This window comes from Pseudoxanthomonas sp. LjRoot143, from assembly GCF_964252945.1.
GTDB lineage: Bacteria > Pseudomonadota > Gammaproteobacteria > Xanthomonadales > Xanthomonadaceae > Pseudoxanthomonas_A.
This window is the reverse complement of record NZ_CAXUPM020000001.1, coordinates 2,652,217-2,677,531: the sequence shown is the minus strand read 5'-3', so window position 1 is coordinate 2,677,531 and position 25,315 is coordinate 2,652,217. Positions and strand designations below refer to the sequence as shown.

Here is a 25,315-nt window from a genome sequence, read left to right as displayed (position 1 = left end):
GCATGAAGACTTCCATCCGACGCCATACACGCAACGCACTGCTCGCTCTCGGCCTGACCCTGGCGGCGGCGGCGGGCGCCAAGGACATCAAGCTGCTCAACGTGTCGTACGACCCGACGCGCGAGTTCTACCGCGAGTTCAATGCCGCGTTCGCCGCCGACTGGCAGAAGACGAAAGGACAGAAGGTCAGCATCGAGACCTCGCACGGCGGTTCGGGCAAGCAGGCACGTTCGGTCATCGACGGCCTCGAGGCCGACGTGGTCACGCTCGCGCTGGCGTACGACGTCGACTCCATCGCCCAGCGCGCCAAGCTGTTTCCGGCGAACTGGCAATCGCGGTTACCGGAGAACAGCGCGCCGTACACGTCGACGATCGTGTTCCTGGTGCGCAAGGGCAACCCGAAGAAGATCCGCGACTGGCACGACCTGGTGAAGCCGGGCACTTCGGTGATCACGCCGAATCCGAAAACCTCCGGTGGTGCGCGCTGGAACTACCTGGCGGCATGGGCCTACGGCCTGAAGATATTCAAGGGCGACGAGGCGAAGACGCGCAACTTCGTGCGTGGGTTGTTCCGCAATGTGCCGGTGCTCGATACCGGGGCACGCGGCTCGACCACCACCTTCGTGCAGCGCGGGATCGGCGACGTGCTGCTGGCGTGGGAGAACGAAGCCTTCCTGTCGATCGAGGAACTGGGTCCGGACAAGTTCGACATCGTGGTGCCGTCGCTGTCGATCCTCGCCGAGCCGCCGGTGGCCCTGGTCGACCGCAACGTGGACAAGCACGGCACGCGCGAGGCGGCGCAGGCCTACCTGAAGTACCTGTATTCGCCCACGGGCCAGCGCCTGGCCGCCAAGCACTACTACCGTCCGCGCCATCCGCAGTACGCCGCGCCGGAAGACATTGCGCGGTTCCCCAAGCTGGAGCTGGTGACGATCGATGGCGTCTTCGGCTCCTGGGCGAAGGCGCAGGCCACGCATTTCGCCGACGGCGGCGTGTTCGACCAGATCCAGGCGAAGTAACGTGGCGGCAGTGCATCCCTGGCCGGGAAAGGCGCGCGCCAAGCGCGTCATTCCCGGTTTCGGCCTCAGCCTGGGCTATACGCTGGCCTGGCTGGGGCTGATCGTGCTGATTCCGCTGGTGGGGGTGTTCGCCAAGGCCAGCGGGTTGGGGCCGGCCGGCATCTGGGCGATCTGGAGCGAGCCGCGCGTGCTGGCGGCGCTGCGCATCAGCTTCGGCACCGCACTGGCGGCGGCCGCGTTCAACGCAGTGATGGGTACGCTGGTCGCGTGGGTGTTCGTGCGCTACCGCTTCCCGGGCAAGCGCGTGTTCGACGCGATGATCGATCTGCCGTTCGCGTTGCCCACGGCCGTAGCCGGCATTGCGCTGACGGCGCTGTACGGACCGACCGGCTGGATCGGGCAATGGCTGGAAGCGGCCGGCATCAAGGTCGCGTACACGCCTCTGGGCATCACCGTGGCGCTGGTGTTCATCGGCCTGCCGTTCGTGGTGCGGGTGGTGCAGCCCGTGCTGGCCGAAATCGAAACCGAACTGGAGGAAGCGGCCGCCACGCTCGGCGCGAGTCGCTGGCAGGCGGTGCGCCATGTGGTGTTGCCGACGTTGTGGCCTGCCGTACTGGCGGGTTTCGCGCTGGCGTTCGCGCGCGGCGTGGGCGAGTACGGCTCGGTGATCTTCATCGCCGGCAACCTGCCGGGCGTCTCGGAGATCGCGCCTCTGCTGATCACCATCAAGCTGGAGGAGTTCGATTACGAAGGCGCCACCGCGATCGCCGCGGCGATGCTGCTGCTCTCGTTCGCGCTGCTGCTGCTTATCAACACCCTGCAAGCGCGCCTGCAGCGCACCGGCAAGCGGGCAGGGGGCTAACATGGGCGACACCATCTCCGCCGTCATCGCCATTCCCCCGGAGTCGTCCGCCGTGGAAGTGCCCGCACGTCCCGTCCGTCGCCATGCCGCCACCACCGAGCCTGTGTGGGTGCAGGTGCTGCTGGTGCTGGGTGCGCTGGGGTTCCTGCTGTCGTTCCTGCTGCTGCCGTTGGCACTGGTGTTCGTTGAAGCGCTGCGGGGCGGTTGGACCGCGTTCGTCGCCGCCATTCTCGAAGCGGATGCGCTGGCGGCGGTACAGCTGACGCTGCTGGTGACCGCCATCGTCGTGCCGCTCAACCTCGTCTTCGGCGTGGCCGCCGCCTGGGCCGTCAGCAAGCACGAGTTCCGCGGCAAGCGCTGGCTGGTGACGCTGATCGATCTGCCGTTCGCGGTGTCGCCGGTGGTGGCGGGCCTGATCTACGTGCTGATCTTCGGTGCGCAGGGCTGGGCGTACTCGCTGATCGACGAGGGCTGGCATGTCACCTTGCCGCTGCTGGGCGATCTGCACCTGCAGTTACCGAAGATCATCTTCGCGCTGCCGGGCATCGTGCTGGCGACGATCTTCGTAACGTTCCCGTTCATCGCGCGCGAACTGATGCCGCTGATGGAGCAGCAGGGCACGGACGAGGAGCTGGCTGCTCTCAGCCTGGGCGCCAACGGCTGGCAGACGTTCTGGCGGGTGACGTTGCCGAATATCCGCTGGGCGCTGCTGTACGGCGTGCTGTTGTGCAGTGCGCGCGCACTGGGCGAGTTCGGCGCCGTATCGGTCGTGTCCGGCCACATCCGTGGCCGCACCAACACGCTGCCGCTGCACGTGGAGATCCTTTACAACGAGTACGCGTACAGCGCCGCGTTCGCGGCCGCGTCGCTGCTGGCGCTGACCGCGCTGCTGACACTGGTATTGAAGACTTGGCTGGAATGGCGCCACGGCGAAGCGCTGGCCGCCAACCACCGTCACTGACAGGGCATTTCATGGGCATCAAGATCGAACACCTGGTCAAGCGCTTCGGCAGCTTCGCCGCCTTGGACGATGTATCGCTGGACATCCGCAAGGGCGAACTGCTGGCGTTGCTCGGCCCGTCGGGCTCCGGGAAGACCACGCTGCTGCGTGTGATCGCCGGCCTTGAGCAGGCGGACAGCGGGCGCGTGCTGTTCGATGGCGAGGATGCTACACGCCTCACTGTGCAGGCACGTCGCGCAGGCTTCGTATTCCAGCATTACGCGCTGTTCCGTCACCTGACGGTGGAGGAGAACATCGCGTTCGGCCTGCGCGTGCGCAAGGGACGTGACCGCGTGCCCGACGCGACCATCCGTACGCGCGTCGCCGAGTTGCTCTCGCTGGTGCAGCTGGAAGGCTTCGGCACCCGCTATCCGGCGCAGCTCTCCGGCGGCCAGCGGCAACGTGTGGCATTGGCCCGCGCGCTGGCCATCGAGCCGCGGGTCCTGCTGCTGGACGAACCCTTCGGCGCACTCGACGCGCAGGTGCGCCGCGATCTGCGCCGCTGGCTGCGCGAACTGCACGACCGCACGGGACTGACCACGATCTTCGTGACCCACGACCAGGAGGAGGCCCTCGAACTCGCAGATCGTGTGGCCATCCTGAACCGCGGCCGCATCGAACAACTGGGCAGTCCCGCCGATGCCTACGATATGCCGGCGTCCCCCTTCGTCTACTCGTTCGTGGGCGCGGTGAACCGCGTGCCGGCGCAGTGGGACGGAGGAGCCCTGCATGTTGCGGGACTGCCCCTGCGGTCGCGTGGCCAGGCGGGGCGGGGGGAGGCGGAGGTCTACGTGCGTCCTGAGGATCTCCACCTGGTGGATGCGACCAATCCTGAAGCGTGGCCGGCAACGATCATCGGTGCCCAGCGCACCGGGCCCCGTCTGCGTCTACGCACACGTGTCGCCGGCAGTGAGGTCGAGCTGGATGTCGAGCTGCCGGCCGAGCGCGAGGGACCCACCACCGCGCCGGGGCAGACGGTCCGCTTGGCACCAAAACGGTTCGGCTGGTTTCCCCGCGACGGTGCAACGGCACCAGCGTGATGCGACGTAACCTGCTGAATTAATTGAAAAAGAAACCAAATTCAGGGAAAGTCAACCAGCACTTGACGCGAGCGATTGGTGCGGCGCACTATCGGGGCGCAGTTAAAAAACCGTGAAGTCGTGATGACGGTTTAACTCACGGCCAACGCCCCAACCGCCCAGGAGAACCCCGGATGACGCCCGCCAAGCTCTGCACCGCCCTTGCCACCGCCCTGCTGCTGTCCCTGCCCATGGCGGCCTTTGCTCAGGACGCGGAAGAAGAAACCCCGCTGATCAACTGGTCGCTCGCGGCGACGTCCGACTACGCCTGGCGCGGTGTGTCGCAGTCGGACGAGAACCCGACCGCCCAGGCCGGTCTGACCTTCAACATCCCCGGCGGTTTCTATGCGGGCGCGTGGGCTTCGGGTGTCGATTTCGGTGGCAACAAGCCGGACTTCGAAGTCGACTACTTTGTCGGCTATAACGTGGATTTCAGCGAGAACGTCAACTTCGACGTGATGGTCAATCGCTACACCTATCCGGATGCGGCCGATCTCAACTTCGCCGAGCTGATCACCAAGACCACGTTCGCCGAGACCTACAGCCTGACCGTGGCCTACAGCGACGACTTCGGCGGTACCGATGAAGACGCGTGGTACTTCAATGCCGGTGGCGAGTGGGGCCTGCCGAATGACTACAGCTTCAACGCCGGCGTGGGCTACAACAAGACCGAAGACGCGCTGGGTGAGAACTACGTGGACTGGAACCTGGGCTTCAGCAAGAGCTGGGGCGTGGTGTCGGCTTCACTCGGCTACGTCGGCACGAACGGCAAGGGCGACGACCTGTTCGGCAAGTTCGCCGACGATCGCGTGGTACTGACGCTCAGCGTCGGCAACTGATCGCAGCTGCATTGCAACGGAAAAGGGCGCCGCAAGGCGCCCTTTTCTTTTCGCCGGGAGGTGGCGGAATCAGTTCCAGCTCAACACGACCTTGCCGGCCTTGCCCTGTTCCATCAGGTCGAAACCCTTCTGGAAATCGTCGATCGGCAGCTGGTGGGTCAGCACCTTGCCCAGCGGGAAGCCGCTCAGCACCAGTTGCGTCATCTTGTACCAGGTCTCGTACATCTTGCGGCCGTAGATGCCCTGCACCGTGAGGCCCTTGAAGATGATCTTGTCCCAGTCGCAGCCGGCGCCCTTGGGCATGATGCCGAGCATCGCGATCTTGCCGCCGTGGTACATGCAGTCGAGCATGTCGTTGAACGCGCGCGGGTTGCCACTCATTTCCAGGCCCACGTCGAAGCCTTCCATGTGCAGGTCGGCCATCACATCCTTCAATGAGGTGTTGGCGACGTTGACCACGCGGGTGGCGCCCATGTCGGCGGCCAACTTCAGGCGGAAATCGTTGACGTCGGTGACCACCACATTGCGCGCGCCGATGTGCTTGCAGATGCCCGCGGCGATGATGCCGATCGGGCCAGCGCCTGTGATCAGCACGTCTTCGCCCACGACGTCGAACTCCAGCGCGCAGTGCGCGGCGTTGCCGTAGGGGTCGAAGAACGCCGCCAGTTCCGACGGGATCTGGTCGGGGATCGGCCACAGGTTGCTGGCCGGCATCACCATGTATTCGGCGAAGGCGCCATTGCGGTTCACGCCGATACCGACCGTATTCGGACACAGATGCTGGCGACCACCGCGGCAGTTGCGGCAATGGCCGCAGACGATGTGGCCCTCGGCCGAGACCCGCTGGCCGACCTCGTAACCGGTCACCGCCGAGCCCAGCTGGGCGATGCGGCCGACGAACTCGTGGCCGATGGTCAGGCCGGGCTTGATGGTGCGCTGGCTCCACTCGTCCCACAGGTAGATGTGCAGGTCGGTGCCGCAGATGGCGGTCTTTTCCAGCTTGATCAGCACCTCGTTGGGGCCGGGCTGGGGAACGGGCAGTTCCTCCATCCAGATGCCTTTGCCGGCCTCGCGCTTCACCAGCGCCTTCATCGTCTGTGCCATCGGGCGTCGATCCAGGGAATGAGGGCGCGGATTATACGCCCCGGTCCCACGCGCCCCTGCTGCGGCGGTCCTTGACAGCCCACGCGCCCGCAGCGTCCCGCCAGCCTAGGACATTAGTCATGGTCGGGCGGGATGACGGGTTCATTACAATCGTGACTTTCCTGTCCGTCCCGGGGTTTCCATGCGTCCGAACCTGCTCGCCGCCGCCATCGCGGTTCCCTTGTCCCTGCTCGCCGCCCAGCTCGCCCATGCCGGCGAGGGTATGTGGGTGCCGCAGCAGCTGCCCGAAATCGCCGGGCCGCTGAAGAAGGCGGGCCTGAAGCTGTCGCCGCAGCAGCTGGCCAACCTCACCGGTGATCCGATGGGCGCCGTGGTCGCGCTGGGCGGCTGCACCGCCAGTTTCGTGTCGCCCAACGGCCTGGTGGTGACCAACCACCACTGCGCCTATGGCGCGATCCAGCTGAACTCGACGGCCGAGAACAACCTCATCAAGAACGGCTTCAATGCGCCGGCCACGACGGATGAAGTCAGCGCGGGCCCGAATGCACGCGTGTTCGTGCTCGATGACATCACCGACGTGACCAAGGATGCGCAGGCCGCCATTGCGGCTGCCGGCGGCGATGCGCTGGCGCGCACGAAGGCGCTGGAAGCGTTCGAGAAGAAGCTGATCGCCGATTGCGAGGCCGATGCCGGTTTCCGCTGCCGTCTTTACAGCTTCTCGGGCGGCAACACCTACCGCCTGTTCAAGAACCTGGAGATCAAGGACGTGCGCCTGGCGTACGCGCCCCCGGGCAGCGTGGGCAAGTACGGCGGCGACATCGACAACTGGATGTGGCCGCGCCACACCGGCGACTTCGCCTTCTATCGCGCCTACGTGGGCAAGGACGGCAAGCCGGCGGCGTTCTCGAAGGACAACGTGCCGTACCGGCCGAAGCACTGGCTGAAGTTCGCCGACCAGCCGCTGGGCGAGGGCGACTTCGTGATGGTGGCCGGCTATCCGGGTTCGACCAACCGTTACGCGCTGGCGGCCGAATTCGACAACACCGCCGCGTGGACCTACCCGACCATCGCACGCCACTACAAGAACCAGATCGTGATGGTGCAGGACGCCGGCAAGAAGAACGCCGACATCCAGGTGAAGTACGCCAACACGATGGCCGGCTGGAACAACACCAGCAAGAACTACGATGGCCAGCTGGAAGGCTTCAAGCGCATCGATGCCGCCGGCCAGAAGCAGCGCGAGGAAGCCGAGGTGCTGGCCTGGCTGAAGGGACAGGGCGCCAAGGGCAAGCCCGCGCTCGACGCGCACGCCAAGCTGCTGGCGCTGCTCGAGCAGAACAAGGCCACGCGCGAGCGCGACCTGACGCTGGCGATGTTCAACAACACCGCGATGGTCGGTTCCGCCGCCCAGCTGTACCGGCTGTCGATCGAGCGCGAGAAGCCGAACGCCGAGCGCGAGTCCGGTTACCAGGAGCGCGACCTGCCATCCATCGAAGGTGCGCAGAAGCAGCTTGAGCGCCGTTACGTGGCCGCGATGGACCGCCAGTTGCAGGAGTACTGGTTGAACGAGTACCTCAAGCTCCCGGCCAACCAGCGCGTGGCTGCCATCGATGCGTGGTTGGGCGGCAACGATGCCGCCGCGGTGAAGCGCGCACTGGATCGCCTCGCCGGCACCCAGCTCGGCAGCACCGATGAGCGGCTGAAGTGGTTCGCCGCCGACCGCAAGGCGTTCGAAGCGAGCAAAGACCCTGCCATCCAGTACGCGGTCGCCGTGATGCCGACGCTGCTGCAGCTGGAACAGGAGCGCAAGACGCGCGCCGGCGAGAACCTGGCCGCGCGCCCGGTCTTCCTGCAGGCGCTGGCCGACTACAAGAAGAGCCAGGGCGAGTTCGTCTACCCGGATGCCAACCTGTCGCTGCGCATCACCTTCGGCAACGTGATGGGCTACACGCCGAAGGACGGCGTGGAGTACACCCCCTTCACCACGCTGGAAGGCGTGGTCGCGAAGGAAACCGGACAGGATCCGTTCGATTCGCCGAAGGCGCTGCTCGACGCGGTCGCGGCCAAGCGCTACGGCGGGCTGGAAGACAAGCGCCTCGGTTCCGTGCCGGTGAACTACCTGTCCAACCTGGACATCACCGGCGGCAATTCGGGCTCGCCGGTGCTCGACGCGCACGGCAAGCTGATCGGCCTGGCCTTCGACGGCAACTGGGAGTCGGTCAGCTCGAACTGGGTGTTCGACCCGAAGATGACCCGCATGATCGCCGTGGACGGCCGTTACCTGCGCTGGATCATGCAGGAGGTCTACCCGGCGCCGCAGCTGCTGACGGAAATGGGCGTCGGCAAGTAACACCTGCAACCGAGCAGGCAGGCACGGGACGGGAGCGGTTATCATCCGCTCCCGTCTTCGTTTCCGGCCGTCGGAACAGACACGGACTCGTCTTACCCACCGGAACACTCCGCATGCGCATCCTGCTTGCCCGCCATGGCGAAACGCCGTGGAACGCCGAAGGCCGTTACCAGGGCCAGATCGATATCCCGCTGTCGCCGGTCGGCGAAGGCCAGGCCAAGGCGCTGGGCCAGCGCTTGAAGGACATTCGCATCGACCGTGCGGTGGCATCGCCGCTGTCGCGCGCGCAGCTCACAGCGAAGCTCGCCCTGGGCGACGCGCGCGCCGAGATGCTGCAGACGGATGCGGACCTGCAGGAAATCGCCCACGGCGAATGGGAAGGCCTGCTGGCCAGCGAGATCCAGGACAAGGATCCCGCGCGCCTGCTCGCCTGGCGCGAAGAGCCTGACACCGTGCTGATGCCGGGCGGCGAATCGCTGCGCCAGGTGCTCGACCGCTCGTGGCGCGGCCTCGCGCGTGCCGCCGAAGGCCTGGGCGACGACGATACGTTGCTGATCGTCGCGCACGATGCGGTCAATCGCGTCCTGCTGTGCCGCATCCTGGGCCTGCCGATCGCCAAGCTGTGGACGTTCCGCCAGGCGCCGACCACGCTCAACCTGCTGGAAGGCACGTCGGTGGACCAGCTTGAGGTCGTGCGCCTCAACGACTGCGCGCACCACACGCCGTTCTTCGGCGAAGCGAAGCATCGGGCGCTGTAAGGGCGTCGGGGTTTACGGTCCACGAGGAATGACGATGAGGCGACTGGCGATGCATCGCCTGCTCCTGCTGGCCGCCATGCTGACCGCCGTGCCGGTGGCGTGGGCGGTCGAAGACGTCTTCCCGGGGGTGATCGAATCGCCACCGCCGCAGTATCCCGCCGAGGAGTTTTATCTCGGCATCACCGGCACGGTGGTGCTGATCATGGACGTCGGCCTGGATGGCGCGGTTGAGCAGGTGTTCGTGGAGCAGAGTTCACGCAACCGCGCGCTCGACAAGGCGGCTATCGATGCCGCCAGGACATGGCGCTTTTCGTCTGCGGTCGTGAATGGCGTTCCAGCGCGGGGCAGGGTACGTATTCCCGTGTCGTTCGCGTGGGAGCCCGGCGATGCCGAGGATGAAGCAATGCGGGAGCGCGCGCTCACCCTGCCGTCGCGGCTGCAGATGCCTGCATCGTCGGTGGAGCTCGATGCCGATGGTACGGTGCCGGGATACATCGAGGATCCGGTTCCGCTTGAGGTGGGTAACGTGGCGGACGCCATCGCCATGCTGAAGGCGCGCGGTAGCCAGCGCAGTACGGCAGGCATGCCGCCTGGCGTCGCCATCTACACGCTCGATGGCGAGAACGACAGGACCCGTTGGCTCGTATACGAAGGCGCGCACTACTATGCGCCGGCCCTGGTCCGTAAGCGCGTGGCGCACGATGGGCGCCATGCCTATCTGGTGACGCGTGTACTGTGCGAGGCGATGGAGGCCGACGTATGCGCGCGCCTTGACCGCGGCGTGCAGCGCCCTTACCGGCAACGTGCTGTTCCGCTGGCGCCCGGACCCGGGCGATGAGGAGCGCATCGCGCCGTTCCTCGGCGCAGTGCTGAACGGAATACGTTGCGAAGCTTGTCGCGTCACTCCAGGGGAAAGGAATGAAGATTGCTGCACCGGTGTGTCTGGGTCTCGTGCTGATGTTCGGACGGGTGGTGTGCGCGACGGCCGAGGCGTTGCCGCCCCTGCCAGCGGAATGCGCCGGCCGCGAAACAGTCGAGCCGCGTCCGCCTTCGCTGCCCGAGGGCCTGAAGGAAGGCGACCGCGGCATCGTCACGCTGGTGATCGACCACGACGCATGCGGCATGGCGACCCGGGTGACGGTCGAAAAGAGTTCGGGCATCCCTGCGCTCGATGCCGCCGCCAGTGACGCGGCCCGTACCTGGCGCTTCACTCCTGCGGTGCGCGACGGCAAGGCGGTGGCGGGCAGGGTGCGTGTCCCCGTCGACTTCAACACCGATGCGACGTACTCGCACTCGCCCTCGCGTTCGGCCGGTTTCGAGCGCGATCTGGAGCAATGGCGTCGCATGCAGGTACCGGAGGTCCAGGCCGACGCGGATGCGACCGTACCGTCGTACTTGCCGGATCCCCAGGCGATGCCGGTGGACAGCGTCGATGAAGCCGTCGCGCTGCTGTCGTCCAAGGGCGAGCAGGTGCAGGCGCCGTCGAACGGCGTCAGCGTCCATCGGCTCCACGATGGCCTCGATATCTCGACCTGGGAACTGCATCAGGCCGGTTCGGCGCTTGCGCCGTCTGTGATTCGGCGCAGGCTCGTCAGCGATGGCAAGAAGGCGTTCTGGGTCAGCAGTGGGCTCTGTGGCTCCCAAGAGGCGTCGGTATGCGAGCGCTTCGATGCCGCGATGCGTGCCGAGGGCAGGCAGCGCATCATCCCGCCACCGCCGACACCGCCGGGCGAACACCGCTGATCCGGACCCGCCGTAGGGGATAATGCGCGCCATGCGCACCCTCGACGACTGGCTTTCCCATATCGAGCAGCAACATACCAGGCCCATCGAGATGGGCCTGGACCGCGTGCGCGCGGTCGCGACGCGGTTGCCGCTGGGCAGGCCGGGCGCCCGCGTCATCACGGTCGGTGGCACCAACGGCAAGGGCTCGACCGTGGCCTTCATCGATGCCATCGCGCGCGTCGCCGGCTGGAAAGTGGGTGCCTACACCTCGCCGCACCTGCTGCGCTACAACGAGCGCGTGCGCATCGATGGCAAGGAGGCCGATGACGCGTCGCTGGTGGCCGCATTCGAATCGGTCGAGGCCGCGCGCGGCGACACGCCGCTGACCTATTTCGAGTTCGGCACGCTGGCGACGCTGTGGCTGTTCGAACGTGCCGGGCTGGACCTCGCGGTGCTGGAGATCGGCCTGGGCGGGCGCCTGGATGCGGTGAACATCGTCGACCCCGATGTCGCCGTCATCACCACCGTCGACATCGACCACACCGACTGGCTGGGCAACGACCGCGAAGCCATCGGGGCCGAGAAGGCCGGCATCGCCCGCGCGTGGAAGCCCCTGGTGCTGGGCGAAGTGGACTCGCCGTCCAGTGTGCTGCGCCATGCCTACGCGCTGGGCGCGAACGCATTGCGGCTCGGCAGCGACTTCTTCCACGAGCCGATCGACAGCCAGCGCTGGCGCTGGCGTGAAGTCGGTGCCGAACTCGAACTGCCGTCGCCGGCATTGTCCGCGCCGTCGCAACGCACGAACGCGGCGACGGCGATCGCCGCGCTGCGCGCCTTGCCGGGCGCGCCGGTGCCCGACGGCGCGTTCGCAGAAGGCGTAGCCGGGGCGGCATTGCCAGGGCGACTGCAGCGATCGGAACGCGACGGCGTGGACGTGGTGCTGGACGTCGGCCACAACCCCCAGGCGGCACGCGAACTGGCCGCGTGGTTGCAGGCGCACCCGATCGCGGGCGCGACCCGCGTGGTGTTCGCCGCACTTGCCGACAAGGACGTGGTCGGCGTGGTGGAAGCGTTCGCCGGTGCGCCGGTGCACTGGTTCCTGGCTGGCCTGGCGCTCGGACAGCGCTCGCAGACCGCCGAACAACTAGCCGCCCGCCTGGAGGGCGCACTCGAGCAAGATGCGCCGGAGCTGTACGCCACCGTGTCCGACGCACTGCAGGCGGCGCGCGACGCGTCGGTACCGGGCGACCGCGTGCTGGTGTTCGGCTCCTTCCACACGGTGGCCGACGCAATGCGGGTCCTGCATTCAGGTCGATGACGGAAAGCGCGCGAGGGCGCGCCGTATAATCGCCGCGGCATTCCCGCCGCAGCAGCCGTGGACCTGGATGGATACTGCCCTGAAACAGCGCCTGATCGGCGCGGTCGTGCTGGTGGCGCTGGCCGTCATCTTCCTGCCCATGCTGGTCAAGGGACCCGCGCCCGACAGCGGCGTGTCCGACGTGCCACTGGACGTACCGCCCGCTGCCGGTGGCGAGTTCGAGACGCGCGAGCTGCCGCTGGTGACGCCGGGCAATGCGCCCGCCACCGGTGCGGTGGGCCTGCAGGGCCAGGTCGCTGCGCCTGCCGCGGAGCCGGCACCTGCCGACGGCGTGCTGCAGCCGGCCGCGACCGCAGGGGGCAACTTCGCTGTCAGCTTCGGTGCCTACGCCACGCAGTCCGACGCGGACGCCGTGCTGGTCCGCGTGAAGCAGGCGAAGCTTCCGGGCTTCGTCGAGCCGGCGACGATCAATGGCAAGCCTGCCTTCCGCGTTCGTGTCGGCCCCTACGTCGACCGGCCGCAGGCGGAAGCCGCGCGCCTGGACGCGATCAGGGTCCGTAGCGACGTCAACGCGCAGGTGGTGACGCTGGACGTTCCCGCCGCGGCGCCGACGGCAACGGCGCCCGTGCCTGCGGCGTCTGTCGCCGCGCCCGCCGCACCGGCGGTCACCACCCAGGCACTGCCGCCGGAGCCGGCCAAGCCCGCACCGAAGCCCGCCGCAACCGAATCCAGGCCCGTCGCCACGACGACGGCCGAGACCAAGCCGGTGCCGCCGCCCGCGGTCAAACCGGCAGCCCCGGCGCTCAAGCCAACCGAAAGCGCCAAGCCGGCAGCCTCCGGTACCGGTTTCGCGGTGCAACTGGGCGCCTTCTCGAATGCTGCCGATGCCAACGCCTTGCGCGATCGTGCACGTGGCGCCGGGTTCAGCGCCTTCGTCGAGCAGGTCCGCACCGACAAGGGCACGCTCAGCCGCGTGCGCATAGGCCCGGTCGCCAACCGTGCCGATGCGGACCGGTTGAAGACGCAGGTCGCGTCGAAGATCGGCGTCGACGGCATGGTGCGCCCGCACCCTTGATGGCATCGCCCGAGCGCATGACGGATAGCCCCGGGCGCGCTGCGTGAGCGCGCTCGACCTGACGTTGCTGGCCATCATCGGCGTGTCGACCCTGTTCGGCCTGATGCGGGGTTTCATCAGTGCGCTCGCCTCGATGGTCGCCTGGTTGCTGTCGGGCTGGGTGGCGTTCCATTACGGCGGCGATGTCGCGCACCTGCTGGCCAGCGATGGCCAGCCATCGGCGAGCGAGCTGCTGGGCGGCTACGTGCTGAGCTTCGTCGGCGTGATGATCTTCGTCGGGCTGACGGGGTGGGCCATCCGCCATCTGGTCAAATCGGTCGGCCTGTCGGGCCTGGACCGTGTGCTGGGACTCGCGCTAGGGCTGGCGCGCGGGGTGCTCGTCGCCTGCATCGTGCTGCTGCTGACCGCATTCACGGATCTGCCGCGCGAACCTGAATGGCAGCGTTCATCCGTCGTGCCCGTCCTGCTGCCCGGCGCGCAATGGCTGTCGCAGTGGCTGCCGGAATGGACTGTGCAGGAACTGGACTTTGGCAACGGCCGGCCGGCGGGCGATAATGCGCGCCTGCAAAACCTCCTGCCCCTGCCGCTGGAAGAGACCAGCGCACCGCAGGAGCACGTCCCACCGCCCGCCTCGCCCGCGTCGAAACCGGAGTAGATCCCCCATGTGCGGCATCGTCGGAATCGTCGGCAACCAGAACGTTGCCGGCCAGCTTTATGACGGGCTGACCGTCCTCCAGCATCGTGGACAGGACGCCGCCGGCATCGCCACCGCCGACGGCACGCGCCTGCGCGTGCACAAGGACAACGGGCTGGTGCGGGACGTGTTCAACGCCAAGGCGATGAGCGTGCTGGAAGGCCGCGTGGGCATCGCCCACTGCCGTTATCCGACCGCCGGCTCCGAAGGCATGGACGAGGCGCAGCCGTTCTACGTCAATTCGCCGTACGGCATCGCGCTGGCGCACAACGGCAACCTGATCAATACCGAGTCGCTGCGGCAGGATGTGTTCGCGCAGGACCGCCGCAACATCAACACCGACTCGGACAGCGAAGTGCTGCTGAACGTGTTCGCGCACGAGCTGGACCTGCAGCGTACGCTGACCCCGGAAGCGGCGATCCGCGCTGTCGCTGGCGTGCACCGTCGCGTCAAGGGCGGCTACGCCGTCGTCAGCGTGGTGCTCGGCCTGGGCCTGGTGGCGTTCCGCGATCCGCACGGTATCCGTCCGCTGGTGCTGGGGAAGCGAGAGCACGGCGAGGGCACCGAGTACATCATTGCGTCGGAATCCGCCGCGCTCGACATCCTCGGTTTCGTGCGCATGCGCGACGTGCAGCCGGGCGAGGCGATCGTGATCACCGCGCGCGGCGAACTGTTCAGCGAGATCGTCGCCGACGCGCCCGAGCATGCCCCGTGCATCTTCGAGTACGTGTACTTCGCGCGCCCGGACTCGATGATCGACAACGTGTCGGTGCACAAGGCGCGCATGCGCATGGGCGTGAAGCTGGGCGAGAAGATCCTGCGCCTGCGTCCCGACCACGACATCGACACCATCATCCCGATCCCGGACACCTCGCGCGATGCCGCGCTGGAAATCTCCAACGTGCTGGGCGTGAAGTACCGCGAGGGGTTCATCAAGAACCGCTACGTCGGCCGCACGTTCATCATGCCGGGGCAGGGCGAGCGCGTGAAATCCGTGCGCCGCAAGCTCAACCCGATCAACCTGGAATTCCGCAACCGCGTGGTGCTGCTGGTCGACGACTCCATCGTGCGCGGCACCACCTCCAAGCAGATCGTGCAGATGGCGCGCGATGCCGGTGCGCGCAAGGTCTACCTGGCCAGCGCCGCGCCGCCGGTGCGTCACCCGAACATCTACGGCATCGACATGCCGGCTGCGGACGAACTGGTCGCGCACAACCGCACCGTCGAGGATATCGAGCGCGAACTGGGCTGCGACTGGTTGATCTACCAGGATCTCGAGGATCTGGAAGCCGCCGTGCGCGAGGGCAATCCGAACCTGGCGGAGTTCGATTCGTCGTGCTTCGATGGCAAGTACGTCACCGGCATCGAGCCGGGGTACTTCGAGCGCATCGAGCAGGCACGCTCCGACGAAGCCAAGCGCAAGCGCCGCGTCGGCTGACGCGGCACCAGAGCGCATGACCACGTTGTTCGAGGCCGCGCGCATCTGCCTGGATGCGGCGGACGTCGATGCGAAGGTGGCACTGACACAGCAGTACGCCGATGCGTTCGCGCGCGGCGAACTCGATGTTCCGCCCGATGCGCCGTCGCCCGAGCCCATCCGCGCGCCCGGCCGTCCGTCGAAGCCGACGCTGGTGCATCCGCGGGACCTCCCGCGCCGCGGATTGGGCAGCCTGCAGGGCAGGGCGGCCTTCATCCATGCCATCGCGCACATCGAACTGAATGCCATCGACCTGGCGTGGGACGCGGTCTATCGCTTTCGCGATCTGCCTCAGGCGTTCTACGCCGATTGGGTGGGCGTGGCGCACGACGAGTCGCGCCATTTCGTGCTGTTGCGCGATCGGCTGCGCGAGCTCGGCCACGACTACGGCGACTTCGATGCCCACAACGGCCTGTGGGAGATGACCGAGAAGACCGCGCACGACGGTCTGGCGCGGATGGCGCTGGTGCCGCGTGTGCTGGAGGCACGAGGCCTGGACGTGACGCCGGGGATGATCGTCAAGCTGCGTGAGTTGGGCGACGAAAGCACGGTTGCCATCCTCGACCTCATCCTGCGCGAGGAAGTCGCGCATGTCGCCGCCGGGTCCCGCTGGTATCGCTGGTACTGCGCGCAACGCGGCATCGAACCGCGCGCACGCTTCCGCGAACTGCTGAAGGAGTACGCCGGCGGCTACCTGCACGGCCCGTTCAACATCGAGGCGCGCCTGCTGGCCGGGTTCGATGAGGACGAACTGGCGGCGCTCGAGGCGCCATGACGTCGACGGTGGGGTCGGTGTGGGAGCGACGTAAGTCGCGATGAACTGCCGCGGCGCCCTCATCGCGACTTACGTCGCTCCTACAGACGACATTCCTTCCGAGCCGGCGCTCAGAGCGAGTCCAGCGCCATCCCGTCCGGCTCCACGCGCAGCACCGATCCCTGTTCGTACCAGTCGCCCAGCACAATGCGCCGACAGGCATGGGTGCCGACCGTGAGGTCGTGGATCGCGGGCCGATGCGTATGGCCATGGATCATCGTGTCGATGCCGAACTGCGCGAACGTTGCGTCCACCGTGGCCGGCGCCACGTCGGTCAGCATCTCGAACTGCGTCTTGTCGTTCTGCTTCATGCCGCCCTGGTGGGCGGCGCTGGCCGCACGTGCCTGGGCCGCGAAGGCCAGTCTGACCGCGAGCGGCTGCGACAGGAACTGCGCCTGCCAGGCCGGGTTGCGGGTCTGCGCGCGGAACGCCTGGTAGGCGGTGTCGCCGGTACACAGCAGGTCGCCATGCATCAGCAGGGTCGGCTTCCCGTACAGCATGACCACGGCCGGGTCGGGCAGGATGCGCATGCCGGCGCGCCGCGCGAATGCATTGCCCAGCAGGAAATCGCGGTTGCCCCGGATGAAGAACACCGGTACGCCAGCGTCGGCGACCTCACGGATGCGGGCGGCCACGTAGGCGCCGGTATCGGACGGATCGTCGTCGCCGACCCAGGCCTCGAACAGGTCGCCGAGGATGTAGAGCGCGTCGGCCTGCGTGCCTTCCTTCTGCATGAACGCACCGAACAGTTCGGTCACGGCCGGCCGTTCGGCGTCCAGGTGCAGGTCGGAGATGAAGAGCGTGGTCATGGCCGAATTCTAAGCCCTGCCCCGGAGCGGGCAGGGAAATACGGCCCATGCAGGTTAAAATTGGCGTCATACCGTTCATCGAGTCCACCATGGCCTGCCGCACCCGCTTCGCCCCCAGTCCCACCGGCTACCTGCACATCGGCGGAGCCCGCACGGCGCTGTATTGCTGGCTGGAGGCGCGCCATCGCGGCGGCGATTTCATCCTGCGCATCGAGGACACCGACCGCGAGCGCAGCACGCAGGCGGCCATCGACGCGATCCTCGATGCGATGGACTGGCTGGGTCTGGGCTACGACGAAGGCCCGATCTACCAGACCCAGCGCGTCGACCGCTATCGCGAGGTCGCCGAACAACTGGTGGCATCCGGCAAGGCCTACTACGCCTACGAGACGCGTGAGGAACTGGACGCCATGCGCGAGGCCGCGATGGCGAAGCAGGAGAAGCCGCGCTACAACGGTGCCGCGCGCGAGCAGAACCTGCCGCACCGCGACGATCCGAACCGCGTGATCCGCTTCAAGAATCCGCTCGACGGCGTGGTCGCCTTCGACGACCTGATCAAGGGCCGCATCGAGATCGCCAACAGCGAGCTCGACGACATGGTGATCTTCCGTCCGGACGGCTACCCGACCTACAACTTCGCCGTCGTGGTGGACGATTGGGACATGGGCATCACCGAGGTGATCCGCGGCGACGACCACATCAACAATACGCCGCGCCAGATCAACATCTACGAGGCGCTGGGCGCGCCGGTGCCGAAGTTCGCGCACATGCCGATGATCCTGGACGAGGAGGGTGCCAAGCTGTCCAAGCGCACCGGCGCGGCCGATGTAATGCAGTACAAGGACGCCGGCTACCTGCCGCATGCGCTGATCAACTACCTGGCGCGCCTGGGTTGGTCGCACGGTGACCAGGAGCTGTTCTCGCGGCAGGAGCTGATCGACCTGTTCGACGTGAAGGACGTAAATTCGAAGGCCGCACGCCTGGACATGGCCAAGCTGGGCTGGGTGAACCAGCATTACCTGAAGACGGATGCGCCGGCAGACGTCGCGCCGCACCTCGTCTACCAGCTGGAGAAGCTGGGCGTCGACCTGGCGGCGGGTCCCGCGCCGGCCGATGTGGTGGTCGCGCTGCGCGACCGCGTGCAGACGCTGAAGGACATGGCTGAGAAAGCCGTGGTCTGGTACCAACCGCTGACCGTGTATGACGACGCGGCCGTGGCGAAGCATCTGGGGGCCGCCGCCCGGGCTCCATTGGCCAAGGCCCGCGAGTGCCTGGCGGCGCTGGCGGAGTGGACCGCGGAGAACGTGTCGGCGGCGCTGCACGAAGCCGCGGCGGCGCTGGAACTCGGCATGGGCAAGGTGGCGCAGCCGCTGCGCGTGGCCATCACCGGCACCCAGGTCAGCCCCGACATCTCGCAGACCGTCTACCTGGCCGGTCGCGACGAGGCCTTGAAACGCATCGACGCCGCACTTATCAAAGTAGGCACGTCCGCCTGAATCCGGATCGCCCATGCCGTCTTCCCACGCCTGTACCGACCCGCACCACCACGTTCACGACGCCCAGGCGTTCGTGGCCGCGGTAGAGCACGCGTGCCAGGAACGCGGCCTGCGCCTGACGCCGATCCGCGCGCGCGTGCTGCAGCTGATTGCCGAAGCCGGCAAGCCGGTGAAAGCCTATGAATTGCTCGAGTGGGTGCGCGCCACCAAGGGCGTTGGCGCCGACGCACCGCCGACCGTGTACCGCGCGCTGGATTTCCTGATGGCCAATGGCTTCGTGCACAAGCTCGAATCGGTGAACGCCTTCGTCGCCTGCCATCACCCCAACAGCGCCCAGCATTCGGTGCCGTTCCTCATCTGCGACCGCTGCCACAGCGCGGTGGAGCTGGAGGACCGCGAGGTGGTGGCGGCCCTCGATGCGCGCGCGAAGGCGCTGGGCTTCCAGCCGCAGGCGCAGACACTGGAAGTGCATGGGCTGTGCGCGCGGTGCGCGGCGGCGTAGCACATTCGTGGGTGTGGGAGCGACGTAAGTCGCGATGACACGCCGCGGTGGTCTATCGCGACTTACGTCGCTCCCACACCAACCTGTTTATGCTGCTGTCGGCACCGGTCTCGGCGAGCGTTCGCGGATCGGCAGGTTGGCGACCGCGGCGATCAGCGCCAAGCCCATGTCGAGATACCACATCCACGTGTAGTCGCCTGACTGCTCCAGTGCCAGGCCGCCAAGCCAGGCGCCGAAGAAGCCACCGATCTGGTGCGACAGCAGCGTCAGTCCGAACAGCGTCCCCAGGTAGCGCGGGCCGAACAGTTTGCCCACCAGTCCCGCCGTCGGCGGGACGGTCGCCAGCCAGGTGAAGCCCAGCGCGGCGGCGAATACGTAGAACGTCAGCGGCGTGGGAGGCGCCATCAGGTACAGCGCGATCATCACCGCGCGGCTGGCGTACATCACTGCCAGGATCCACTTCATCCGCACACGCTGGCCCAGTGCACCAGCGATCAGGCTGCCGGCGACGTTGAACAGGCCGATCAGCATCAGCGCAGCCGCCGACACGCTGGCTGGCAGGCCGCACAGCGCGACTTCGCCCGGCAGATGCGTGACCAGGAAGGCGATGTGCACGCCGCAGGTGAAGAAGCCGAGATGCAGCATCCAGTAACTGCGATCGCGCAGGGCGATCGCGATCTGCTGCTTCAGGCTGATGTCGCCGATCGCGGTGGCCGTCGGCGTGCCGGATGCCGCCACGGCCTTCTTGCGCAGTGGAAAGGCGAGCGGGATCGCCAGCAGCGAGGCGACCGCCAGCGTGTACATGGCGCTGGCCCAGCCGGCGAACGCGATGACCGCCTGGACCAGCGGTGCGAACACGAACTGTCCCAACGATCCGCCCGCGTTGATGAAGCCGGCGGCGAACGAACGTTTCTCCGGTGCGAGCTGTTGCGCGGTGGCGCCGATCAGGATGGAGAAGCTGCCGGCGCCCGCGCCTGCGGCCGTCAGCAGGCCCAGCGTGAACATCAGACCCCAGGGCGAGGTCAGCTGCGGCGTCAGCGCGAGGCCAAGCGATAGCAGGATGGCCCCGAACACCAGCACGCCAGTGGAGCCGCGCTTGTCGGCAAGCGCGCCGAACACCGGCTGCACCGCCCCCCAGGTGAACTGGCCGATGGCGAGCGCGAAGCTGATCGCCGCGATGCCGATGCCGGTGTCCTGGTGGATCGGCGCGACGAACAGGCCGGTGGTCTGCCGAGCGCCCATGGTGATCATCAGCGTAGCCGAGGCTGCAAGCAGGAGGCCCCAGTGCATGCGTGGGGCAGGCGCGGCAACAGTGGCGTTCATGGGGCCTCTCCCAGGTGCTGGCGCAGCCGTTCGTCCAGGCGATCGAGATCCCCATGCAGGGTCTGGATGCCGGTTTCGCCCAGCATCGTGTCGATGAGGTCCTGCGCACGCCGCCAGTACGGCTTCGCGCTGGCGAGCCGGTCGCGACCGGCCTGGGTAAGACCGACCATGCGCTGGCGGGCATCGCGTCCGCGGACCGTTTCCACCAAGCCAGCGTCGACCAGCGGCGACAGGTTGCGGGTGAGCGTGGTGCGGTCCATGCCCAGCTCATCCGCCAGCCCGCCGAGCACGCGGGGCTCGCGCTCGGTGCGGCGCAGGATCGAGTACTGGTTGAGGCTCAGCCCGGCGGCGGCGAGTTCATGGTCGTACACCTGGGTCACCCGGCGACTGGCGCGGCGCAGGCGGAAGCAGGTGCATAGGCTGGACGTGACGGGGGCGGTAGGCGGCGTCATGGGGCAGGGCAGGAGATGGCGTGGTGATTATGTGTATATGCACATAATTGCTGTCAAGAAGGGCGGCTGCCATGCCGGCCAGCCGCCCCGGGGGAGGAACTCAGACGTGGATCAGAAGTAGGCGCGGATGCCGAACGCCACGCCGCGACCCGGCAACGGTGCGTAGTCGCGCAGCAGCGAGGTGTGCGGGCGCGCTTCTTCGTCGGTCAGGTTGCTGCCGTCCAGGAACACCTCCCAGCTCGATGCCGTGCGATCCCAACGGTAGGCCACGTGCGCATCGACCAGCGTGTAGCCGTCGCTGGTGTGCTCGTTCTGCGCCACGTCGTCCTGCTTGCTGTAGCGCACCGCGCCGAGCGAAGCGCGCCAGCCACCCAGGGACCAGCCAAGGTCGGCGCCCACGCGCATCGGCGAGATGCGGGGCAGGTAGCCGCCCTGTGCGATATCAACCTCATAGCCATGCGTGTGGTCGCCGTGCGGCACTTCGAACGCGACCGTGCGCAAGCCGCTGCCGTCGAGTTTCGCCCGCACGTAGTCGCCATAGAGGCGAAGGTCCCACGCGCCGGCCGCCGTGTCGGCGAGCTGGATCTTCGCCTCGGCCTCCGCACCGGTGAAGGTCGCATCGTCCTGCGTCCACAGGCGTACCGGGTAGCCATGCTCTTCCACGCCGGTGTCGGTGAGGTAGATGAAGTCCTTGAACTTCGTCTGGTACACCGCGAGCTTCAGGTCCACGCGGTCGGTGTGCCAGTGCGCGCCGATCTCGGCACGCACGCCCTTCTCGGTATCGAGCGCGGTATCGCCGATCTCGATCGACTGCGTGGCCACGTGCGTGCCGCCCGCGAACAGTTCTTCGTTCGTCGGTGCGCGCTCGGAGCGATCCAGGCCGAATCGCAGGTCGAAACCCTCGCTCAGGCGCCAGATGGCAGCGGCCGACAGGTTGATCGCGTCGAAATCGGTGGAGGGGCGGTCGTCGGGCTTCAGCTTGACCTGGTCGTAGCGACCGCCAAGTTCCAGCTTCCAAGGGCCGAAATCCTTTTCCTGCACGACGAACAGGCCCAGCGTGTCGGTGATGGTGGCGGGTACGAAAGCCTCGGCGCCGACTGCGTTGAAATCGGTGCTGCCGAACTGCAGGCCGAACGCGCCGCGCCAACCGTTCCACGTCTTCTGTACCGCTTCCAGGCGTGCGTCGTAGCCCTCGTTGGTGAAGCGCGTGCCGATCTCGTCGCCTTCCAGTTCGAGGTGCTCGTAGTCGTTCCAGGCGGCGCGCAGATTGATGCTTTCCAGGAACGACACCGGGTTGTAGATGCCTGCTTTCATGTCCAGCCGGTTCTGCACCATGTCGATGCGCACGGGGCCTTCCTCGTGCTCCTCGTGGTCGTGGTCTTCTTCACCGTCATGGTCGTGATCGTGGTCTTCCTCGCCATGCACGTGCGCGCCGGCGGGAATGCCGTAGTTGCTGCGGTACGTGCTGGCGGCCAGACCGAAGTAGCCGCGGTCGCCCAGATAGGTCGCACCGATCGCGCCGGCCTTGGTGCGGACCGAGCTGTTGGGCAGCGTGCCGTTGGGCTGGGGCTCTTCTTCGTGCTCCTCGCCTTCCTCGTGGTCGTGCAGGATGGCGACACCAGGGATGTCGTAGTCGTCGGTATCGCGCACCAGACCGTCGACATGCAGTACCCAGTTCCCGTTCACGCCGTCGAGGCGGAACATGCCGGTGCGCTCGTCGTTCACCGTGCCGCCACGGACTTCGGCGCGGCCGCTCAGGGGCTGGTCGGGAATCGACTCGGCAAGCCGTCCATCCACCACATTGACCGCGCCGCCAATGGCGCCGCTGCCGAACAGCAGGGTGGCTGGGCCCTTCAGGACTTCGATCTGGTCGGCGAGGAAGGGTTCGATGCTGACCGCATGGTCGGCGCTGACCGTGGACGCATCCATCGAGCCGATGCCACCGGACAGCACCTGCACGCGCGGGCCTTCCAGGCCGCGGATGATCGGGCGGCCCACGCCGGTACCGAAGTAAGTGGTCTGCACGCCGGGCAGCTTTGCGACGGTCTCGCCGAGGGTGCCGGCCTTGGCTTTGTCGAGGTCTTCGCCGTACAGCACGTCGACCGGGGTCGCCACGGATTCGGCATTGCCCTTCAGCGGTGAAGCGGTCACCACCACAGCGTCCAGATCCTTGGGGGTCGCGCCGGAGGCGTCGTCGGCCGACGCCAGCGGAGAGATCAGCGCAAGGGCGAGGGCAACGGCAAGGGTCGAGGGGACAGGAGACAGGCGGTGTGCGTTGGGCATGGGGGTGGTGCGCTCGTGAGGGTGAAGAATGATGTTATAATATACCAATAGTGACAATATAACCCTCCCAGAAGTCATACTTGTCCCCCATGAAGTCCTCTTTCCGCTCCCTGCTCGACCGCTTCGCCGCTGCCGGTTCACTGGTCTGCGCGTTGCATTGCGCCATCACGCCGTTGCTGTTGGCCGTCATCCCGTCGCTGGGGTTGTCGGTCTGGCTGGGCGATGGCTTCGAACGTGCCTTCGTGGTGTTCGTGACCGTGCTTGGCCTTTTCAGCCTGGTCTGGGGCTATCGCCGCCATCGCGCCTTCCGCGCGCTGGGCATGTTGCTGTTCGGCCTGGCCGCGCTGTGGGCCGGCGTGCTGTATGCGCCGCTGCACGAGTCGGTGGTGCCCCACGCCATCGTGATGACGGTCGGTGGCATGCTGGTGGGCCTTGCCCATCTGTTGAATCTGCGCCTGAACCACTGGCACGTGCACGACGCCAGCTGCGCGCACTGACCCCGTTCCGGGACTCGGCAGCGGCCGGGAAGGCCCTGCTGTGATAGGCTTTGCGGCCTCGCGCGCGGTCCCCGAACCGGTGGACGCCCGCGCAGCCGCCCAGACCCGGGCGGACTTTTCATCGAATCAGGAGAACAGAGATGGGCAAGGGTGATCGCAAGACGGCCAAGGGCAAGCGCTATTCGTCGAGCTACGGCAATGCGCGCAAGAGCACCGTCGCCAAGGCCGCCGTGGCTGCTACCGCCACCGCCAAGAAAGCCGTGGTGAAGGCGCCGGTCAAGAAGGCCGTCGCCAAGAAGGCCGTCGCCAAGGCGTAAGCCATCCGCGCCGGCTCGGCCGGCAGCGAACACGGAACCCCGGCCCAGGCCGGGGTTTTCGTTTTTTACAGGCCCGTCGTCGCCACGCGTCCGCCCGCGTGCACGGCAGACACCAGGTCGCCGCCGAGCCAGTACGCCAGCTGCGCAGGCTGGCCGATGCGCCAGCGCACGAAGTCCGCGCGCTGTCCGGCGACCAGGCGTCCGCGATCCGGCATCCCCAACGCCTGCGCCGCATGCACGGTCGCGCCGCGCAGCGCTTCCTCGGGCGTCAGACGGAAATGCGTGCAGGCCAGCGACATCGCCAGCCGCAGCGACTGCAGCGGTGAGGTGCCCGGATTGCAGTCGGTAGCCACCGCCATCGGCACGCCGTGCGTACGGAACGCGTCCAGCGGAGGCAGCGTCGTTTCGCGCAGCACATGGAATGCGCCAGGCAGCAGCACCGCCACGCTGCCGGCCCGCTTCATCGCGGCCACGCCGGCCTCCGAGGTGTATTCGACGTGATCGGCGGACAGGCCACCGAAGCCGGCGACCAGCGCGGCACCGCCGCCATCGCTGAGCTGGTCCGCATGCAGCTTCACCGGCAGTCCGAGTGCCCGCGCTGTTTCGAACACACGCTGCGTCTGCGCCGTCGTGAAGCCGATGCGCTCGCAGAATGCATCCACCGCATCCACCAGTCCTTCCGCATGCAAGGTGGGCAGCCACGCGCAGACTGCAGCGATGTAGTCGTCTGCGCGGCCGGCATACTCCGGCGGAAGCGCATGGGCGCCAAGGAACGTCGTGCGCACTGTGATGCCGAGTTCTTCGCCGATGCGGCGCGCCACGCGCAGCATCTTGCGCTCGTTCTCCAGGTCCAGCCCGTAGCCGGACTTGATCTCCAGCGTGGTCACGCCATCGTCGCGCAGTGCGCGTGCACGCGGCAGCGACTGGGCGAACAGTTCGTCTTCATCGGCCTCGCGGGTGGCACGTACGGTCGACACGATACCGCCGCCGGCGCGTGCGATCTCCTCGTAGCTCGCCCCTTGCAGGCGCTGCTCGAACTCGCCCGCGCGGTCGCCGCCGAACACGACGTGCGTATGGCAATCGATCAGGCCGGGCGTCACCCAGTCGCCCTGCGCATCGACCACTTCGTCCGCCAGTGCGTCGGGTGCTGCCGGCAAGGTAGCGCGAGGGCCGGCGAAGGCCAGCATGCCGTCGCGCCAGCCCAGCGCGCCATCCTCGATCACGCCATACCCCGTATCACCGGCGAGGGTCACGAGGCGGGCGTTCACCAGTACGCCATCCCACCGCACGTCCACTGCTTCAGTCGCCACCGCCGCCTCCATCGCAACCACCGCCGCTGTCCACACCACAGCCGGCATCGCTGTGCTGGCCGGTACTTCCTTCGCTACCGCCCGCACTCCCTGCTGTCGCACGCGCGTTCTTCTTCTGCGCGTGAACGGCGATGGCTGCCACCGTCAACGAAACCGCGACGGCGGACAGCGCAAGGGCGATCGCGATGAACGGTGTGGACGACGGATCCATG

At 67.3% G+C, this 25,315-nt stretch carries 25 protein-coding genes; 18 read left to right on the top strand and 7 right to left on the bottom strand.

Going from position 1 to position 25,315, the window contains the following annotated elements; genetic code table 11:
• The first annotated feature begins 2 nt into the window (after positions 1–2).
• From ACSQ1W_RS12990 to ACSQ1W_RS12970, 5 genes are all read left to right on the top strand, one after another.
• Positions 3–1,019, top strand: coding sequence for a sulfate ABC transporter substrate-binding protein (locus ACSQ1W_RS12990; RefSeq protein WP_436044052.1), 1,017 nt, complete (start codon positions 3–5; stop codon positions 1,017–1,019).
• Between the two features lies 1 nt (position 1,020).
• Positions 1,021–1,881 (top strand): sulfate ABC transporter permease subunit CysT, encoded by an 861-nt coding sequence (gene cysT, locus ACSQ1W_RS12985; RefSeq protein WP_436044050.1) that lies wholly within the window; start codon positions 1,021–1,023, stop codon positions 1,879–1,881.
• 1 nt (position 1,882) lies between these two features.
• The gene (gene cysW, locus ACSQ1W_RS12980; protein WP_192272366.1) at positions 1,883–2,842 is read left to right on the top strand and encodes a sulfate ABC transporter permease subunit CysW; all 960 of its coding nucleotides are present in this window, start codon (positions 1,883–1,885) and stop codon (positions 2,840–2,842) included.
• A gap of 11 nt (positions 2,843–2,853) precedes the next feature.
• The gene (locus tag ACSQ1W_RS12975) at positions 2,854–3,921 is read left to right on the top strand and encodes a sulfate/molybdate ABC transporter ATP-binding protein (RefSeq protein ID WP_436044048.1); all 1,068 of its coding nucleotides are present in this window, start codon (positions 2,854–2,856) and stop codon (positions 3,919–3,921) included.
• A 173-nt stretch (positions 3,922–4,094) separates the two neighbouring features.
• Positions 4,095–4,799, top strand: a complete 705-nt coding sequence (locus ACSQ1W_RS12970; protein WP_436044046.1) for a TorF family putative porin — start codon at positions 4,095–4,097, stop codon at positions 4,797–4,799.
• A gap of 69 nt (positions 4,800–4,868) precedes the next feature.
• Here the strand turns inward: ACSQ1W_RS12970 and tdh are convergent, their stop codons facing one another.
• Entirely contained in the window at positions 4,869–5,903 is a 1,035-nt protein-coding gene (gene tdh, locus ACSQ1W_RS12965; RefSeq protein ID WP_062354788.1) for an L-threonine 3-dehydrogenase, read from the bottom strand.
• 181 nt (positions 5,904–6,084) lie between these two features.
• Between tdh and ACSQ1W_RS12960 the strand changes: the two genes are divergently transcribed.
• From ACSQ1W_RS12960 to ACSQ1W_RS12920, 9 genes are all read left to right on the top strand, one after another.
• Complete coding sequence (locus ACSQ1W_RS12960; protein ID WP_436044044.1) at positions 6,085–8,253, top strand: S46 family peptidase; 2,169 nt, start codon at positions 6,085–6,087, stop codon at positions 8,251–8,253.
• A gap of 113 nt (positions 8,254–8,366) precedes the next feature.
• Entirely contained in the window at positions 8,367–9,011 is a 645-nt protein-coding gene (locus tag ACSQ1W_RS12955; RefSeq protein WP_436044042.1) for a histidine phosphatase family protein, read from the top strand.
• A 49-nt stretch (positions 9,012–9,060) separates the two neighbouring features.
• Positions 9,061–9,849: an energy transducer TonB gene (locus tag ACSQ1W_RS12950; protein WP_436044041.1), complete on the top strand. Its 789-nt coding sequence runs from the start codon at positions 9,061–9,063 to the stop codon at positions 9,847–9,849.
• A gap of 80 nt (positions 9,850–9,929) precedes the next feature.
• Positions 9,930–10,754: a TonB family protein gene (locus ACSQ1W_RS12945; protein WP_436044039.1), complete on the top strand. Its 825-nt coding sequence runs from the start codon at positions 9,930–9,932 to the stop codon at positions 10,752–10,754.
• A 22-nt stretch (positions 10,755–10,776) separates the two neighbouring features.
• Positions 10,777–12,054, top strand: coding sequence for a bifunctional tetrahydrofolate synthase/dihydrofolate synthase (folC, locus tag ACSQ1W_RS12940; protein ID WP_436044037.1), 1,278 nt, complete (start codon positions 10,777–10,779; stop codon positions 12,052–12,054).
• A 67-nt stretch (positions 12,055–12,121) separates the two neighbouring features.
• Positions 12,122–13,129 (top strand): SPOR domain-containing protein, encoded by a 1,008-nt coding sequence (locus tag ACSQ1W_RS12935; protein ID WP_436044035.1) that lies wholly within the window; start codon positions 12,122–12,124, stop codon positions 13,127–13,129.
• A 43-nt stretch (positions 13,130–13,172) separates the two neighbouring features.
• Positions 13,173–13,784: a CvpA family protein gene (locus tag ACSQ1W_RS12930; RefSeq protein WP_436044033.1), complete on the top strand. Its 612-nt coding sequence runs from the start codon at positions 13,173–13,175 to the stop codon at positions 13,782–13,784.
• A gap of 7 nt (positions 13,785–13,791) precedes the next feature.
• On the top strand, positions 13,792–15,261 hold the full coding sequence (gene purF, locus ACSQ1W_RS12925) for an amidophosphoribosyltransferase (RefSeq protein WP_192272348.1): 1,470 nt from the start codon (positions 13,792–13,794) through the stop codon (positions 15,259–15,261).
• 16 nt (positions 15,262–15,277) lie between these two features.
• Entirely contained in the window at positions 15,278–16,075 is a 798-nt protein-coding gene (locus tag ACSQ1W_RS12920) for a ferritin-like domain-containing protein (protein ID WP_436044032.1), read from the top strand.
• A 110-nt stretch (positions 16,076–16,185) separates the two neighbouring features.
• On the opposite strand, the gene lpxH is transcribed toward ACSQ1W_RS12920, so the two are convergent.
• Positions 16,186–16,923 (bottom strand): UDP-2,3-diacylglucosamine diphosphatase, encoded by a 738-nt coding sequence (lpxH, locus tag ACSQ1W_RS12915; RefSeq protein WP_436044030.1) that lies wholly within the window; start codon positions 16,921–16,923, stop codon positions 16,186–16,188.
• 89 nt (positions 16,924–17,012) lie between these two features.
• Between lpxH and gltX the strand changes: the two genes are divergently transcribed.
• A complete protein-coding gene (gene gltX, locus ACSQ1W_RS12910) occupies positions 17,013–18,419 on the top strand; it encodes a glutamate--tRNA ligase (RefSeq protein ID WP_436044028.1) in 1,407 nt (468 codons plus the stop codon).
• Positions 18,420–18,432: 13 nt separating this feature from the next.
• Positions 18,433–18,921, top strand: a complete 489-nt coding sequence (locus tag ACSQ1W_RS12905; RefSeq protein ID WP_192310064.1) for a Fur family transcriptional regulator — start codon at positions 18,433–18,435, stop codon at positions 18,919–18,921.
• Between the two features lie 87 nt (positions 18,922–19,008).
• On the opposite strand, the gene ACSQ1W_RS12900 is transcribed toward ACSQ1W_RS12905, so the two are convergent.
• The 3 genes from ACSQ1W_RS12900 to ACSQ1W_RS12890 form a co-directional block, all read right to left on the bottom strand.
• Positions 19,009–20,244 (bottom strand): MFS transporter, encoded by a 1,236-nt coding sequence (locus tag ACSQ1W_RS12900; RefSeq protein ID WP_436044026.1) that lies wholly within the window; start codon positions 20,242–20,244, stop codon positions 19,009–19,011.
• Entirely contained in the window at positions 20,241–20,696 is a 456-nt protein-coding gene (locus tag ACSQ1W_RS12895; RefSeq protein WP_436044024.1) for a MarR family winged helix-turn-helix transcriptional regulator, read from the bottom strand. Before ACSQ1W_RS12895 ends, ACSQ1W_RS12900 begins: the two co-directional genes overlap by 4 nt.
• Before the next feature lie 111 nt (positions 20,697–20,807).
• Entirely contained in the window at positions 20,808–22,979 is a 2,172-nt protein-coding gene (locus ACSQ1W_RS12890; RefSeq protein WP_436044022.1) for a TonB-dependent receptor, read from the bottom strand.
• Positions 22,980–23,068: 89 nt separating this feature from the next.
• Here ACSQ1W_RS12890 and ACSQ1W_RS12885 point away from each other — a divergent pair, with 89 nt between their 5' ends.
• Positions 23,069–23,476: a MerC domain-containing protein gene (locus ACSQ1W_RS12885; protein ID WP_192272333.1), complete on the top strand. Its 408-nt coding sequence runs from the start codon at positions 23,069–23,071 to the stop codon at positions 23,474–23,476.
• Positions 23,477–23,616: 140 nt separating this feature from the next.
• Positions 23,617–23,793 (top strand): 30S ribosomal protein THX, encoded by a 177-nt coding sequence (locus ACSQ1W_RS12880; protein WP_055941418.1) that lies wholly within the window; start codon positions 23,617–23,619, stop codon positions 23,791–23,793.
• 65 nt (positions 23,794–23,858) lie between these two features.
• Here the strand turns inward: ACSQ1W_RS12880 and hutI are convergent, their stop codons facing one another.
• On the bottom strand, positions 23,859–25,115 hold the full coding sequence (gene hutI / locus ACSQ1W_RS12875) for an imidazolonepropionase (protein ID WP_436046185.1): 1,257 nt from the start codon (positions 25,113–25,115) through the stop codon (positions 23,859–23,861).
• Positions 25,093–25,314: a hypothetical protein gene (locus ACSQ1W_RS12870; RefSeq protein WP_436046273.1), complete on the bottom strand. Its 222-nt coding sequence runs from the start codon at positions 25,312–25,314 to the stop codon at positions 25,093–25,095. The genes hutI and ACSQ1W_RS12870 overlap by 23 nt, the downstream gene beginning before the upstream one ends.
• Position 25,315: the final 1 nt, after the last annotated feature.